We start from the raw sequence: 14,098 nt of genomic DNA, 5'->3' as shown, positions 1-14,098 counted from the left end.
AGGTGCACCCCGCCATGACCCTCGAGACGACCGGAGCCCTGCCCCGCCTCGCCGACCGCTCGCCGCAGATCACCGGCGCCGAGATCGCCGCGAGCCTGGTGCCGCCGTCGCAGTTCGAGCACGCCACCTTCGACTCCTACCGCCCCGACCACGACTACCCGTCCCAGTCGGAGGCCGTGACCACGCTCAAGCTCTTCGCCAAGTCGTGGGAGCCGCAGCGACCGGCCGGGCTGTTCAGCCGCAGCCGCAAGAAGGTGGAGGCCATGAAGCCGGGCGTCTACCTCGACGGCGGGTTCGGCGTCGGCAAGACCCACCTCCTCGCCGCGCTCTGGCACGAGGCCCCCGGCCCCAAGTACTTCGGCACGTTCATCGAGTACACGGCCCTGGTCGGCGCCCTGGGCTACGCGGGAGCCGTGCAGCTGCTGAAGGGCTCCGCCCTGATCTGCATCGACGAGTTCGAGCTCGACGACCCGGGCGACACGATGATGATGACCCGGATGCTGGGCGAGCTGGTGGCCTCCGGGACGCGCATCGCCGCGACCAGCAACACCCCGCCCAATGCGCTCGGCGAAGGCCGGTTCGCCGCGAGCGACTTCCTGCGCGAGATCCAGTCGCTCTCCGCGAACTTCCAGACCCTCCGCATCGACGGTCTCGACTACCGGCGCCGCGACACGACGGGGTCCGCCGTCACCGTCGACGCCGCCGAGTACGACCGGGTGCTGACGGCGCTCGCCGGCCGTGGGGAGACCGCGACCAGCGACACCTTCGACGCTCTCATCGCGCACCTGGCGACGGTGCACCCCTCCCGCTACATCAAGATGCTCGACGGCGTCGACGTCATCGGACTCGCCGACGTGCACGTGCTGCACGACCAGATGGCGGCGCTGCGCCTGGTCGCGTTCATCGACCGCGTGTACGACGCCGAGATCCCGATCGTGCAGACCGGCACCGCGCTGAACGACGTCTTCGACGACGAGATGCTGGGCGGCGGCTACCGCAAGAAGTACCTCCGCTCGGTCTCGCGCATGATCGCGCTCACCGCGGGGGAGTTGCCGCCGCACGACGCGTGACGGCGCATCTTCCTCCGCTCGGCGGATTCGGGGAGGGGCGAAACAGACTGTTTACACAACCCGGAATCGCGTAACACCGACGAAACACCAGCATCCCGCCCCCGAAACCTCTCAAGAACAGACTGGCTCCACCCCGAAGCGCCCGGCTCGGCTCCGATGAGCTCGAACCCACCCCCAGGGCGTCGCACAGAGAGGTAGAGATCCGGCATGGTGTTGCACACAGCAGCGGACTACGCAACCACAGGAACCGTCAACGCCCTGTGGCTGCTGGTAGCCGCAGCACTCGTTCTTCTGATGACGCCCGGCGTCGCGTTCTTCTACGGCGGCATGGTCCGCGCCAAGAGCGTGGTGTCGATGATGATGATGAGCTTCGGCGCGATGGCCATCGTCGGCGTGCTCTGGGTCGTCTACGGCTACGGGCTCGCCTTCGGCAAGCCGCTGATCCCGCACGTCCTCGGCACCCCAGACCTGTTCCTGTCCAGCCTGATGGGCAAGGACGGGATCACCCCCGACCTGGGCGGTCTCGCGTTCGCGGGCTTCCAGGCCACCTTCGCGATCATCACCGTCGCACTGATCTCGGGCGCGATCGCCGACCGGGCGAAGTTCGGCGCCTGGATGGTCTTCGCGGGCATCTGGGTGACCGTCGTCTACTTCCCGGTCGCGTACTGGGTGTTCAACCTGCAGGACGGCTGGATCGCCTCGGTGCTGCACGTGAACGACTTCGCCGGCGGCACCGCGGTGCACATCAACGCCGGTGCGGCCGGCCTGGCCCTGGCCCTGGTGCTCGGCAAGCGCGTCGGCTTCTCGAAGGGGATGAGCAAGCCGCACAACGTGCCGCTGACCCTGCTCGGCGCCGCGCTGCTGTGGTTCGGCTGGTTCGGCTTCAACGCCGGCTCGGAGGCCGCGGTCGACGGTGTCGCCGCGATCGCCTGGATCAACACCCTCGCCGCTCCCGCCGCCGCCACCATCGGCTGGCTGATCGTGGAGAAGATCAAGGACGGCAAGCCGACCTCGATCGGCGCCGCCTCCGGAGCCGTCGCTGGCCTGGTCGCGATCACCCCGGCCTGTAACATCCTGACCCCCGGCTTCGCCATCCTGCTCGGCCTGGTCGCCGGCGCCGTGTGCGCCGTCGCCATCGACCTGAAGTTCAAGCTCGGCTTCGACGACTCGCTCGACGTGGTCGGCATCCACCTCATCGGCGGCCTCGTCGGAACGCTGTGGATCGGCTTCTTCGGCTTCACCCACATCGACGGCGACGCCACCAAGCCGTTCTCGAGCCTCTGGTACGGCGGCAGCTGGTCGCAGCTCGGAGTGCAGGCGGTCGGCGCCTTCAGCGTCCTGATCTACTCCTTCGTCCTGGCCTACGCCATCGGCTGGGTCATCCAGAAGACCATGGGCTTCCGGATCAAGAACGAGGACGAGCTGGCCGGCGTCGACACCGTGGTCCACGGCGAAGAGGGCTACTCGCTCGAGACGGTCTGACCGCTCGGCGCACCAGCACAGCGACGCACTCGGACGGGGTGCCGCCTTCGGGCGGCGCCCCGTCTCGTCGTCGTCCGTCCGGCGCCCTGGCCGGGCAGGCGGCGACGGCTAGGGTAAGTGGGGCACGGAGGGCGAAGGAGCAGGATGGTCGCGACGAGCGAGCAGGTGGACGCGCTGCTCCTGTTCGTCTGCGGAGCCCTCACGCTGCTCATCCCGTTCGGGCTCGCCTTCTTCGTCGGAGGTCTGGGAGGCCGGTCGGCGGCCTCCCGTGCGCTGCTGTTCGCGCTGATCGGCACGGCGGCGACCGTGGTTCTCGGAGTGCTCGGCGGTTACGGGATGCTCGCGGGATCCCCCTGGATCGCCCACGTCGTCGGGACGCCGTCGTTCGGGCTCGCGACCGGGTTCGGGGCGGCCGACCCGCACGGCGGCCCCCTGTACGGGATTGCGCGCGCCGGCGCGCAGCTGGCCGCCTGCGCGGTGTCCGTCGCGATCGTCGGGGTGGCCGTCGCGTCGCGGATCACGCTGCGCGCCTGGCTCGTGCTGATCGTGCTCTGGTCGGTGCTCGTGCTCTATCCGGTCGGCTACGCGGTCCTCGCGCTCGACGACGGCTGGGCTACCGGGGTGCTGGGGGTCATCGATTTCGGCGGCGCGTTGCCGATCGGCGTGGCGGCCGGAGCCTCGGCGGCCGGGGTGATCCTCGCGTGCGGGCGGGGCGAGCACCGACCGCCGGAGGAACGGAGCTTCGCCAGCATCGCGATCGGCGGATCGCTGGTCTGGGTCGGCTGGCTGGGGCTCACCACCGGCTCCGAGGGTGCCGTCGACGCGTACACCGGGCTCATCGCGATCAACTCGTTCGTCGCGTCGGCGGGCGGCTGCCTCGCGTGGATGGCGGTCGACAGGGTGCTGCTGCGCCGTCCCACGACCACCAGCGCGCTGTGCGGTGCCTTCTCCGGTCTCGTAGCGATCACCCCGGCGTCCGGCGTGCTGACCATCGGCTGGTCGTTGCTGCTGGGCGCCATCGCCGCCCTCGCCTGCGCGACGATGGTCGACCTCGCCGCGCGCGCCCGGTTCGGAGCCTCCATGGCCCTGATCGTCATCGTCACGGTCGCGAGCCTGGTCGGACTCCTGTACACGGGGCTCTTCGCCGCCAGCGGTGGGATGATCTACAGCGGCAACTTCGACCTGTTCACCGCTCAGGGCATCGCCGGCTTCTCGGTGCTCATCGGCGCGTTCGCCGTCTCCCTGGGCCTGGCGCTCGCCCTCCGGTACACGATCGGCCTCACGCGCGTCCGCTATCGTGCCCAGGGTGAGCCGACTCCTGACCGCGATCGCGAGACTGTTCCGCCCGTCGGCGAAGACCGCTGAGCGGGCGCCCTCCGCTGCCGCCCGGTCGGGGCTGGTCGGCGGTGCCGAGCCTGGACGGTCGGGCGTCGATGCGACCAGGGAGGTCGATCCGCACCGTCTCGCGCGCCTGCGCACCTCGTACAGCCCCAGCGTCGACGGCGACCCGGACCCCGGCGAGATCGTCTGGACGTGGGTCCCGTACGAGGAGGCCGACGGACGTGGCAAGGACCGCCCAGTGCTCGTCGTCGCCTCCGAGTCGGGCGGTACCGTGATCGCGGTCGCACTGACCAGCCAGGCCCACCCGGGTCGACCGGAGTACCTGGCGATCGGCTCCGGGTCGTGGGACGGCCGGCGGCGTCCCAGCTTCGTCCGGCTCGACCGCGTGTTCCGCGTGCACCCGAACGGCATGCGCCGGGAGGCCGCCGCGCTGGACGCTCGCCGCTTCGCCACGGTGCGTACAGCGCTCCAGGAGCGCTACGGCTGGCGCTGACGCCCGCGCCGGGCGCCTGGATGACGAACGGTGAAGGACGACTCCACGACACCACCGGCCCGTCACTACAGTGGCCGCATGGCTGACGACTGTTCGCGCCCACTCGACTTCGAGACCCGGCAGATTCACGCGGGATCGGTCGTGGACGCCGAGACGCACGCCCGGGTCACGCCCATCTATCAGACCGCCGGCTACGTCTTCGACGATTTCGACGACGGAGAGGACCGCTTCGCCGGGCGCAGTCGCCACCGGGCGTACTCACGCAACGACAACCCCACGAACGCGGTCGCCGGCCGCCGCATCGCCGACCTGGAGGGCGGTGTCGACGGCATCGTCGTCTCGAGCGGCCAAGCCGCGATCGCCGCGGCGATCAACGCGCTCGCCGAGTCCAGGGACCACATCCTCGCCACGCGCTCGCTCTACGAGGGGACGAGGGAGATGTTCCGCGGCATCCTGCGGCGCCAGGGCATCGTCTTCGAGTACGTCGACGACGACGCGACCGAGGACGACTGGGCGCGCCGCTTCCGCCCGAACACGAAGGCCGTGTACACCGAGACGCTGCCGAATCCGCTGAACCAGGTCGTCGACATCGCGCGGCTGGCCGCCATCGCCCACACCGCAGGGGTGCCGCTGGTGGTCGACAACACCGTGCCAACGCCGTATCTGTGGCGGCCGATCGAGGACGGAGCGGACATCGTCGTGCACTCGACCTCCAAGTGGCTGTCGGGTCACGGGTCCGTGATCGGCGGCGCCGTGGTCGACGCGGGGCAATTCGACTGGGCGGCGCACGCCGGCCGGTTCCCGCAGCTGACGGAGTCCCCGCGCCCCGGCGTCCCCTCGTTCGTGGAGCGGTTCGGGGCGGGCGCGCTGCTGGCCTACCTGCGCACGGTGATCGTGCTCGAATACGGGCCGACCGTGCCGCCGCTCAGCACGTTCCTGCTGCTGCACGGCATCGAGACCCTGTCGGTGCGCATGGATCGGCACGTGCAGAACGCCCAGGCCGTCGCCGAATGGCTGGAGGGACGACCGGAGGTGGCCCGGGTGCACTACCCGGGGCTCGAGGGCGACCCGTACCACGAGCTCGCGCGTCGCTATCTTCCGCTCGGCGCCGGTTCCATCGTCGCGATCGACCTGGCCGGCGGCCGGGAGGCCGCGCGTCGCTTCCTGGACGCGCTGGAGCTGATCAGCCCGATGACGCACATCGGCGACGTCCGCACACTCGCCATCCACCTCGGCAGCACCATCCACGCCAAGCTGACGGAGGCCGAGCGGCTGGAGGCGGGGATCACGCCCGGCCTGATCCGCCTCTCGATCGGGCTGGAGAGCGTCCGCGACCTGATCGCGGACCTGGAGCGCGGGCTGGTCGCCGCCGCGGACTAGCCGGCGAGGGCGGGGGAGCGGACGGTGCTGATGGTCCGCGCGATCCGCTGCACGGCCTCCACGACCGTGCTCGGGTCGCAGGCGAGGTTGATCCGCGCGAAGCCGCGCCCCTGCTCGCCGAACGCCAGTCCGGAGTTGAGGGCCACCCGGCCGACGTCGATGAGCGTGCGCGCCGGATCGTCGCCGAGTCCGGTGGCGCGGAAGTCGAGCCAGGCCAGGTAACCGGCGTCGGGACGCACGACCCGCACGTCCGGGGCGTGGAGGGCGACCTCGGCCTCCAGGAGCCGGACGTTGGAGACGAGCTGGTCGAGCAGCCCGTCGCGCCAGCGCAGGCAGGAGAGCGCTGCGACGTTCGCGTGGAGGCCGAGGATGCTGGTGCGCGCGGCGAGCTCCTCCGGCAGGCGATCGAGCAGGCTCGCCGTGGCGGGCTCGGCTGCGACGATGACCGCGCACTTGAGGCCGGCGAGGTTCCAGGCCTTGCTGGCGGAGGTCACGGTGACGGAACGTGCGCCCGCCGCGCGGGCGACGGGAGCGAACGGGGTGAAGCGGGTGCCCGGGTGGGCGAGCGGGGCGTGCACCTCGTCGCTGACGACGAACACCCCGTACCGGGCGGCGAGACGCGCGAGCGCCTCCAGCGTGCGGCGGCTGTGACATCGACCCGTCGGGTTCTGCGGGTTGCACAGCAGCATCGCGTCCACGCCCGCCGCGAACGTGCGCTCCAGCCCGTCGAGATCGAGCGCCCAGTCGGCGTCCTCCCGCAGCGGCACCGTCACGGCGACGGCGTCGGCCTCCTCGATCATCTCGAAGAAAGGCGGGTAGACCGGGGGCGTGAGCACGACCCGGCCGCCGGACTCGGGTAGCACCAGCCGCAGCGTCTCCACCACCCCGACGGTCACGTCGGTGGCCAGGTGCACCCACGCCGGGTCGACGCCCCACGCCCACGAACTCCACGCGAAGTCGGCGAAGGCGGGCGCCAACGGACCGGCGGAGTCGAGGTACCCGGTGTCGGAGTTGCGGAGGGTGTCGGCAACCCGGTCGAGGATGGCCGGCTCCACGTCGAAGTCCATCTCTGCGACGAACACCGGCAGCACGTCGGCCGGATACCGGCGCCACTTGATGCTCGACCTGGACGCGAAGAGCGCCTCCAGGGGGCGTGCCGGCGAGAAGCTCATTGAGCAAGGGTGCCGCACGGAGGGCGGGGGCGCGAGCGAGGCCGTCACGGAACGTAAGGTTTGCGGAGGGGGAGCCGGGGAGGGTGCGGTGCGCTCGGCGACGTTCCGCACCTCGAGGAGTGCGGTCGAATCGCCCGGGCTGCATCGGGCGCAAACGAAAACGGCCCCCGATGACCGGGAGCCGTTCTTGTTCGTGGTGGGCGATACCAGACTCGAACTGATGACCTCTTCCGTGTGAAGGAAGCGCGCTACCAACTGCGCCAATCGCCCGCTGCTGCGGCCGGACGGTTCCGGCTGCGAGTCTCGATACTAGCCGACCCCGACCCCCGAATGCACATCGGGGCGGTGCGCCGGGCGTTGCGCGGCGCGACACACCCGGATGACGCGGCCGGTTTGGTCATCGGCCCGGGGATCGGCTAAAGTCATTCAAGTGCCGCGGGAAACCGGGGTGCGAAATGCGGATGTAGCGCAGTTGGTAGCGCATCACCTTGCCAAGGTGAGGGTCGCGAGTTCGAATCTCGTCATCCGCTCGAGTCGGCCTGGTTTCCTCGGATTCCAGGCCTCTCGAATACGGTACGGTTCTTCCGTGTTGTGGCTTCGGTGGATTGGCCGAGAGGCGAGGCAGCGGCCTGCAAAGCCGTATACACGGGTTCGAATCCCGTATCCACCTCGATCCTGAGAATCTCGATTTCGAGTACATCAGGCTCGGGCGATTGGCGCAGCGGTAGCGCGCTTCCCTGACACGGAAGAGGTCACTGGTTCGATCCCAGTATCGCCCACAGCGAGAAACCCCCGGATTTCCGGGGGTTTTTTGTTTACCTGGGCGTCTCGCTCTCCGTTTTGACGCGTTCGTGGGGTCAGCGTGGGGTCGCAAAAAGCGTGTTACTTTTCAGCCTCGCCAATTCGCGTCAGTACCGGCCCCCGGGTGCTAACTTCACGTTCATACAAATGAACAGCGCGAAACTAAAGCGCAGAGACGGGAAGATCCGCCTCGAGAAAGGACACGCACCACCCGGTGCACAGACGCCAGACGGCCGGAAACACGACCAGGCGACCTGGTTCCTGGATTGCTAATCAGCTTCCAAGGAGACAGGTATGCCCAGCGCAGCCCACCATGCAACCCGTGACACCACCGCAGATACGCCGCGTATCGAGCGCCTCGGGCACACGATTCCAAACGTCGCCCTCATGCTGGACGTTGGAGTTCGTACTGTTCAGCGCATGATCGCCAGCGGCGAACTCAAAACGATCCGGATCGCAAGCCGGACTGTCCGCGTTACCGATGAATCTCTTCGCGCTCTGTTCGCGGCCGCTTCGAGCGAGGTGGTGCGCTGATGGGCAATCCAGAACTGATTGAAGAGCCTACAAATGACAGACGCCGCCCGGCGGAGACCGAGGCGGCATCTGGAGCGTTTGGCGGCGCTGATCTAGACATTAACACGTCGCAGTCCTATGGCGATGGCTTCGAAGGAGAATCGATCGCACTCGAGATTCAGTACTTGTCTGACGCTGGCCACTTGCGGAGCCATGCCAGGATCGCGCACCTTGTTGCGGCGCATTCGATCGATCAGCTCATGCATGTAGCGGGGGTTGGCTGGTACGTCTGGATTGGATCGCATTGGGAACGCGACCTCGAGGAGAAGAGGGCGACAGCAGCCGTCATGGGTCGGATTCGAGAGCTTTCCGTCGATGCCTTGACCGATAGAGACTTGCTTGCCGACCTTCGGCAGGCACAGACTGCGTCTGGCATTAGGGGTGTGCTCGAACTCATGAGCGCATTGGCTGGCATTCGGGCAACGGTCGACGAGCTCGATTCCGATCCCTACCTGCTGAATGTGGCAAATGGGACCCTCGACCTGAGAGAACTGCAGGGCGACGGATCTACCGTGGCCGACCTTCAATCGCTGCAGCTTCACCAGGCCCGTCCCGCGGAAAAGATCACGCGGATTACAAGAGCGAAGTTCGATCCACATGCATCGTCTGACCTCTGGGATACCTTCTTGCAGACTAGCGTCCCTGACGAGAGTCTCCGAAGCTATCTGCAGCGGACGCTCGGACTGGGCCTGATAGGGGAACAGATTCAACACACGCTGCCGATTTTTACGGAGGTCGGACGCAACGGGAAGGGAGTCCTCTACCAAGCCGAGCACTGCGCGCTCGGGTCGTACTCGCACATCGCGCCCTCGTCGCTCTTTGAGCTAACGAAGGGGGATCCCAACAAACCGAATGGTGCAATGCTCGACCTGCGGGGCGTGCGGGTCGCTTGGCTGTCCGAGACTGACAAGGGGGCGCGTTTCGACCCGGCCTTGATGAAGCGGTTGACGGGTGGGGACGCGATCACCGGGCGGTATCTGTACAAGGGTCACTCGATCACCTTTGCGCCTTCTCACACTGCTGTCCTGATCACGAATCACCCGCCTCAGCTTCCCGCTGACGATCCCGCGCTGTGGGCGCGGACTCGTGTGTGCAGGTTTGACGTCGTGATCCCGCCCGAGAAACAGGACCCGCATCTCCTTCGAAAGCTCAAGGCTCAATCAAGCGCGGATGCGATTCTGCTTTGGACCCTTCAAGGATTGGCTGAGTACGAAGCCGCTGGCCTCGGCGAGCCTCAAGTCGTCGAAGCTGCGACTGGCGCGTATATGGGAAGTCAGGACACCGTGATTCGGTTCATCGAGGCGATGTGCACCGATGCCGAGGATGGGAACGGCGCGGGCTCGACGGAGCTTCACAATGCTTATCGAGACTGGTGCAGCGCGGAAGGAATCATGCGCGAGCATCGGCTTAGCCTGCGCGACTTCGGATCGCGCCTCGACGCCCTGGGATACCCGAACGTAAAAGGAACCGGGGGTCGCCGGTACCGCAATCGTTTGGCTCTGGATGACGGGCGGGGAGCGGTCATCACCTACTTCCCCCTTCCGGCAACCTCGGGTCAGTCGGATCTGTCAGGGGTCATCAGCGGGAAAGATCCCCAAGATCCCGATCGCGATCCGGCGCCGTCCGTTGCCCGGGCCGGTGGCGACTGCGTCGAATTCGGCGATCCCTGGGCGATCCCAAGTGAAGGCCCCCAATGCTACGTGGGGTGAGGCGCTGATATTCGAGGCGAGGTGAACGTCGAGCAAGCCCCGTGCCGTACCTCGGTGTGGCGATCGCTTCTGATCGCCACACCGACGGTTCCGTCAAGCCACGGATTGGCACCGCGACGCACCCGCCGATGGGAGTGGCGAGATCCCCATGAGGAGCAGGAGCGTCGCATCTCAGCTGGCGCTCCCGCGGCTCCCATCCAGCCTCGCTCCTGGATGCGCGCCACTCTTGCCGCGGGCGCGTCCGCGGTGAAATCCGCTGGCCCCGATATTCTGAGAAACAGCCCTAGGGAAGAAATGCGTTGCGCGCGTTGACGCGCGTAGGAGGAACAAGAAGCATGACCCGAGCCCCCAGTTGCCGACGACAGCGCAACATGTACCAGTCGCCGACGGTGGTGACGCGATAGTGGCTCTCAAGAAGTCGGACCTATACAGCTCGCTGTGGGCCAGCTGTGACCAGCTTCGTGGCGGCATGGACGCGAGCCAGTACAAGGACTACATCCTGACGTTGCTGTTCATGAAATACGTCTCGGACAAGGCGAAGTCCGACCCAGACAGCCTCATCGAGGTGCCCGAGGGCGGATCCTTTGATGACATGCTCGCCGCTAAAGGGGACAAGGAGATCGGCGACCGCTTCAACATAATCATTGGCAAGCTTGCCGACGCCAACGGTCTCCGCAACGTCATCGATCAGGCCGACTTCAACGACAGCGAGAAATTGGGCTCCGGCAAGGAGATTCAGGATCGCCTGTCAAAGCTGATCACTATCTTCAACGACCTCGACTTTCGCGGTTCTCGCGCTGAGGGCGACGACCTGCTTGGCGATGCCTACGAGTACCTGATGCGCCACTTCGCTACGGAGTCGGGCAAGAGCAAGGGACAGTTCTACACCCCGGCCGAGGTGTCGCGTGTTCTGGCAAAGGTCGTGGGAATCAATAGCCAGACCCGTCAGGACGAGACCGTCTACGACGCTGCTTGTGGCTCCGGCTCGCTGCTGCTCAAGGCAGCCGCCGAAGCCCCGCGAGGCATGACCATCTACGGCCAGGAGAAGGACAACGCCACCTGGGCGCTGTCCAAAATGAACATGATCCTCCACGGCAACGAGACCGCCGAGATACACAAGGGTGACACGATCACCAACCCGCAATTGACGGTCGGCAAGCGTCTACAGACTTTCGACTACGTGGTAATGAACCCACCGTTCTCGATCAAATCGTGGGACAACGGGCTCGAGTACGACTACGGGCGCTTCGAATACGGGATGCCGCCCGAGAAGAACGGCGACTACGCCTTCCTGCTCCATGCTCTGGCGTCGTTGAAGTCGACCGGCAAGGCCGCGGTCATCCTCCCGCACGGCGTGCTCTTCCGAGGAAACGCCGAAGGCAATATACGCCGGGAACTGCTCAAGCGAGGCTTCATCAAGGGCGTCATCGGGCTACCGGCGAACCTCTTCTACGGCACCAGCATCCCGGCATGCATCGTCATCCTGGATAAAGAAAATGCCGTGAGTCGCACAGGGGTATTTATGGTCGACGCCAGCAAGGGCTTCACCAAGGACGGAAACAAGAACCGGCTCCGAGACCAAGACATCCACAAGATCGTCGATACCGTCATCCACCAGGTCGAGATCGACCGCTACTCGCGAATGGTGCCGATCAGCGAGATCTCCGCGCCGAAGAACAACTACAACCTAAATATCCCGCGCTACATCGACAGCTCGGAGCCGGAAGACCTACAGGACTTGTCGGCACACCTGCACGGCGGCATCCCCAACCGTGACGTCGACGCCTTGCAGGACTACTGGGATGCGCTGCCCGCACTCAAGGAGGCTCTCTTTGAGCCGCTTCGAGACGGCTACTCGAAGCTCAAGGTCGACCTCTCCGAGGTACGAGACTATGCCCTCAACCGGAGCGGGTTGGAGTACATCCGCGCAGACGTCCACAAAGTAGTGGGTGAGTGGTTCGAAGCGCACCGCGACGAGCTCCGCGCGATCGACGCGGACACCAAGCCGAACAATCTGATTCGGACCCTCGGCAACGACTTGCTCGCTCGGTTCAACCACGTGCCTCTGCTCAACGCGTACGACGTGTACCAGCAGCTCATGAGCTACTGGAATGAGACAATGCACGACGACGTCTTCCTGATCATGACTGAACTCGGCAATGGCGGCACCTGGGCTAAGGCCGCCCAGCCTCGCAAGGCGATCGAAGACAAGGATCGCAAGCTCTCTGAAGAGCCGGACCTTGAGATCGGCGCCGGTCGAACCAAGATCAAGTACAAGATGGACCTCATACCGCCCGCGCTGGTCGTAGCTCGCTATCTCGCGGATGAGCAGTCCCGGATCGACGAACTTGATGCCGAGCTCGGATCGGCCTCTGCAGCGCTAAACGAACATGCCGAAGAACACGGTTTAGATGAGGCTCTTCTCGCCGAAGCGACCAACGAGAAGGGTGGCTACAGCAAGCAGCTACTTAGCGAGGTCATCAGGGAGGCAAGGACGAGCGGCGATCAGGAGACTATCGACTGCGCCGAGGTCGCCCTCAAGCTGGTGAACGGTGAGGCCGCTGCGAAGAAGGCAGCCAAGGATGGGCGGGCCGTGCTCGACGACACGACGCTTCGCAAGTATGGCGACCTTTCGGAGGATGAGGTCAAGTCCATCGTGCTTGACGACAAGTGGCACGCCGCCATCGCGGTAAGGATCGACGGTGAGGTCAGTGCGCTGACACAGGCACTCGTCAGGCGTGTTCAGGAACTTGGTAAACGATACTTGCGCACGGTCGCGGAGCTTGATCGCGAGCTCTCCGAGCTAGAAGCGAAGGTCGCGCGCCACCTCGACGCGATGGGGGTCCCGTCGTGAAGGAATCGTGGGACGTCTCTACCATCGGCAACGAGTTCGAAGTTCAGCTCGGAAAGATGCTCGACTCGGCTACGAACAGGGGCGAGCCGAAAATGTATCTGGGCAACCGCGCCGTTCAATGGGGGCGGGTTGATCTCGAGGCGGCGGGCATGGTTCCTCTAACTCGAACTGACAAGAATCGCTACCGAGTGCAGCCGGGTGATCTGCTTGTGTGTGAGGGCGGCGAAGTTGGACGCGCTGCGATCTGGAACGGTGAGATTTCAGAGGTCTACTTCCAGAAAGCACTGCATCGTCTGCGACCACGGCGTGGCTACGACGTGCGCGTGATGCAAGCTCTTCTTGAGTATTGGGCCGGGACCGGCGCTTTTGTCAGTTACGTGACGCAGACCAGTATCGCGCACTTGCCGCGAGAGAAGTTCGTTGGAATGCCACTGCCAGTGCCTCCGCCCCAAGAACAGGCGCGGATCGCCTCGGCACTGTCGGATGCCGACGCCTTGATCGCAAACCTTGAGCGCGTCGTCGAGAAGAAGCACGCGATAAAGCTGGGCATGACGCAGGAGCTACTGTCCGGCCGAACGCGTCTGCCTGGATTCGCTCGAACATGGGAGACGGTTCGGCTTCTGGATGTTGGATCCACCTACGGCGGCCTGACCGGTAAGTCAAAGGATGACTTTAGGACAGGCACCGCCACCTTTGTGACGTTCATGGAAGTCATGGCCGGAATTCGCCTGCGTGGGACTCGGCTGGAGCGCGTGCGCGTCGGACCCGAAGAACGCCAGAACCACGTACTGCGCGGGGATGTGCTGTTCAACGGCTCTTCAGAAACCCCCGATGAGGTTGCCCTTGCGGCAGTCGTTGACTACGACCCATCACCCCGGACATATCTCAACAGCTTTTGTTTTGGCTACCGCCTAAAGAGGCACGACCGAATCGACCCCACGTTCCTTGCCCACTTCTTCCGTGCACGCCAAGGGCGCGACCTCATAGCGGCACTGGCGCAGGGTGCCACTCGGTACAACATCGCGAAAACCAAACTGATGGCTACCGAGCTGGTCTTGCCGCCGGTCGAGGAGCAGCAGGCGGTGGTCAAGGCTCTGTCGTCCGCTGAGGATGAGCTCGACATCCTGGTCGCGCGTCTGGCTAAGGCCCGCGCTATTAAGCAAGGGATGATGCAGCAGCTCTTAAGCGGTCGGGTGTGCCTGCCGGCGAAAGACGCGGCATGA

10 protein-coding genes and 4 tRNA genes are annotated in these 14,098 nt (G+C 65.7%); 12 read left to right on the top strand and 2 right to left on the bottom strand.

Features of this window, described 5'->3' with window-relative positions:
* The first annotated feature begins 14 nt into the window (after positions 1-14).
* The 5 genes from zapE (at position 15) to KNO15_RS03485 (ending at position 5,766) form a co-directional block, all read left to right on the top strand.
* Entirely contained in the window at positions 15-1,070 is a 1,056-nt protein-coding gene (gene zapE / locus KNO15_RS03505; protein ID WP_241702056.1) for a cell division protein ZapE, read from the top strand.
* Between the two features lie 207 nt (positions 1,071-1,277).
* Positions 1,278-2,552 carry an ammonium transporter gene (locus KNO15_RS03500; RefSeq protein WP_241702055.1) on the top strand — a complete coding sequence of 425 codons (1,275 nt, stop codon included), beginning with the start codon at positions 1,278-1,280 and terminating at the stop codon, positions 2,550-2,552.
* A gap of 144 nt (positions 2,553-2,696) precedes the next feature.
* On the top strand, positions 2,697-3,917 hold the full coding sequence (locus KNO15_RS03495; RefSeq protein ID WP_241702054.1) for an ammonium transporter: 1,221 nt from the start codon (positions 2,697-2,699) through the stop codon (positions 3,915-3,917).
* On the top strand, positions 3,859-4,386 hold the full coding sequence (locus tag KNO15_RS03490) for a type II toxin-antitoxin system PemK/MazF family toxin (RefSeq protein WP_241702053.1): 528 nt from the start codon (positions 3,859-3,861) through the stop codon (positions 4,384-4,386). Before KNO15_RS03495 ends, KNO15_RS03490 begins: the two co-directional genes overlap by 59 nt.
* 78 nt (positions 4,387-4,464) lie before the next feature.
* Complete coding sequence (locus KNO15_RS03485; protein ID WP_241702052.1) at positions 4,465-5,766, top strand: O-acetylhomoserine aminocarboxypropyltransferase/cysteine synthase family protein; 1,302 nt, start codon at positions 4,465-4,467, stop codon at positions 5,764-5,766.
* Here the strand turns inward: KNO15_RS03485 and KNO15_RS03480 are convergent.
* Together KNO15_RS03480 and KNO15_RS03475 are read right to left on the bottom strand one after the other, a co-directional pair.
* A complete protein-coding gene (locus tag KNO15_RS03480) occupies positions 5,763-6,938 on the bottom strand; it encodes a MalY/PatB family protein (RefSeq protein ID WP_241702051.1) in 1,176 nt (391 codons plus the stop codon). The two genes, KNO15_RS03485 and KNO15_RS03480, sit on opposite strands and share 4 nt — an antisense overlap.
* 194 nt (positions 6,939-7,132) lie before the next feature.
* Positions 7,133-7,208, bottom strand: a tRNA-Val gene (locus KNO15_RS03475).
* 187 nt (positions 7,209-7,395) lie between these two features.
* Here KNO15_RS03475 and KNO15_RS03470 point away from each other — a divergent pair.
* From KNO15_RS03470 to KNO15_RS23275, 7 genes are all read left to right on the top strand, one after another.
* A tRNA-Gly gene (locus KNO15_RS03470) sits at positions 7,396-7,468 on the top strand.
* A 69-nt stretch (positions 7,469-7,537) separates the two neighbouring features.
* Positions 7,538-7,608: transfer RNA gene (locus KNO15_RS03465), tRNA-Cys, on the top strand.
* 37 nt (positions 7,609-7,645) lie between these two features.
* A tRNA-Val gene (locus KNO15_RS03460) sits at positions 7,646-7,717 on the top strand.
* Between the two features lie 316 nt (positions 7,718-8,033).
* Complete coding sequence (locus KNO15_RS03455; RefSeq protein ID WP_241702050.1) at positions 8,034-8,273, top strand: helix-turn-helix domain-containing protein; 240 nt, start codon at positions 8,034-8,036, stop codon at positions 8,271-8,273.
* The gene (locus tag KNO15_RS03450; protein WP_241702049.1) at positions 8,273-10,021 is read left to right on the top strand and encodes a DNA primase family protein; all 1,749 of its coding nucleotides are present in this window, start codon (positions 8,273-8,275) and stop codon (positions 10,019-10,021) included. The genes KNO15_RS03455 and KNO15_RS03450 overlap by 1 nt, the downstream gene beginning before the upstream one ends.
* Positions 10,022-10,424: 403 nt before the next feature.
* Positions 10,425-12,875 (top strand): type I restriction-modification system subunit M, encoded by a 2,451-nt coding sequence (locus KNO15_RS03445; RefSeq protein ID WP_241702048.1) that lies wholly within the window; start codon positions 10,425-10,427, stop codon positions 12,873-12,875.
* Positions 12,872-14,098 carry a restriction endonuclease subunit S gene (locus KNO15_RS23275; RefSeq protein WP_241702047.1) on the top strand — a complete coding sequence of 409 codons (1,227 nt, stop codon included), beginning with the start codon at positions 12,872-12,874 and terminating at the stop codon, positions 14,096-14,098. The genes KNO15_RS03445 and KNO15_RS23275 overlap by 4 nt, the downstream gene beginning before the upstream one ends.

The organism is Leifsonia shinshuensis, from assembly GCF_022606355.1.
Lineage (GTDB): Bacteria > Actinomycetota > Actinomycetes > Actinomycetales > Microbacteriaceae > Leifsonia > Leifsonia shinshuensis_B.
This window is presented reverse-complemented; position numbering and strand designations above follow the sequence as displayed.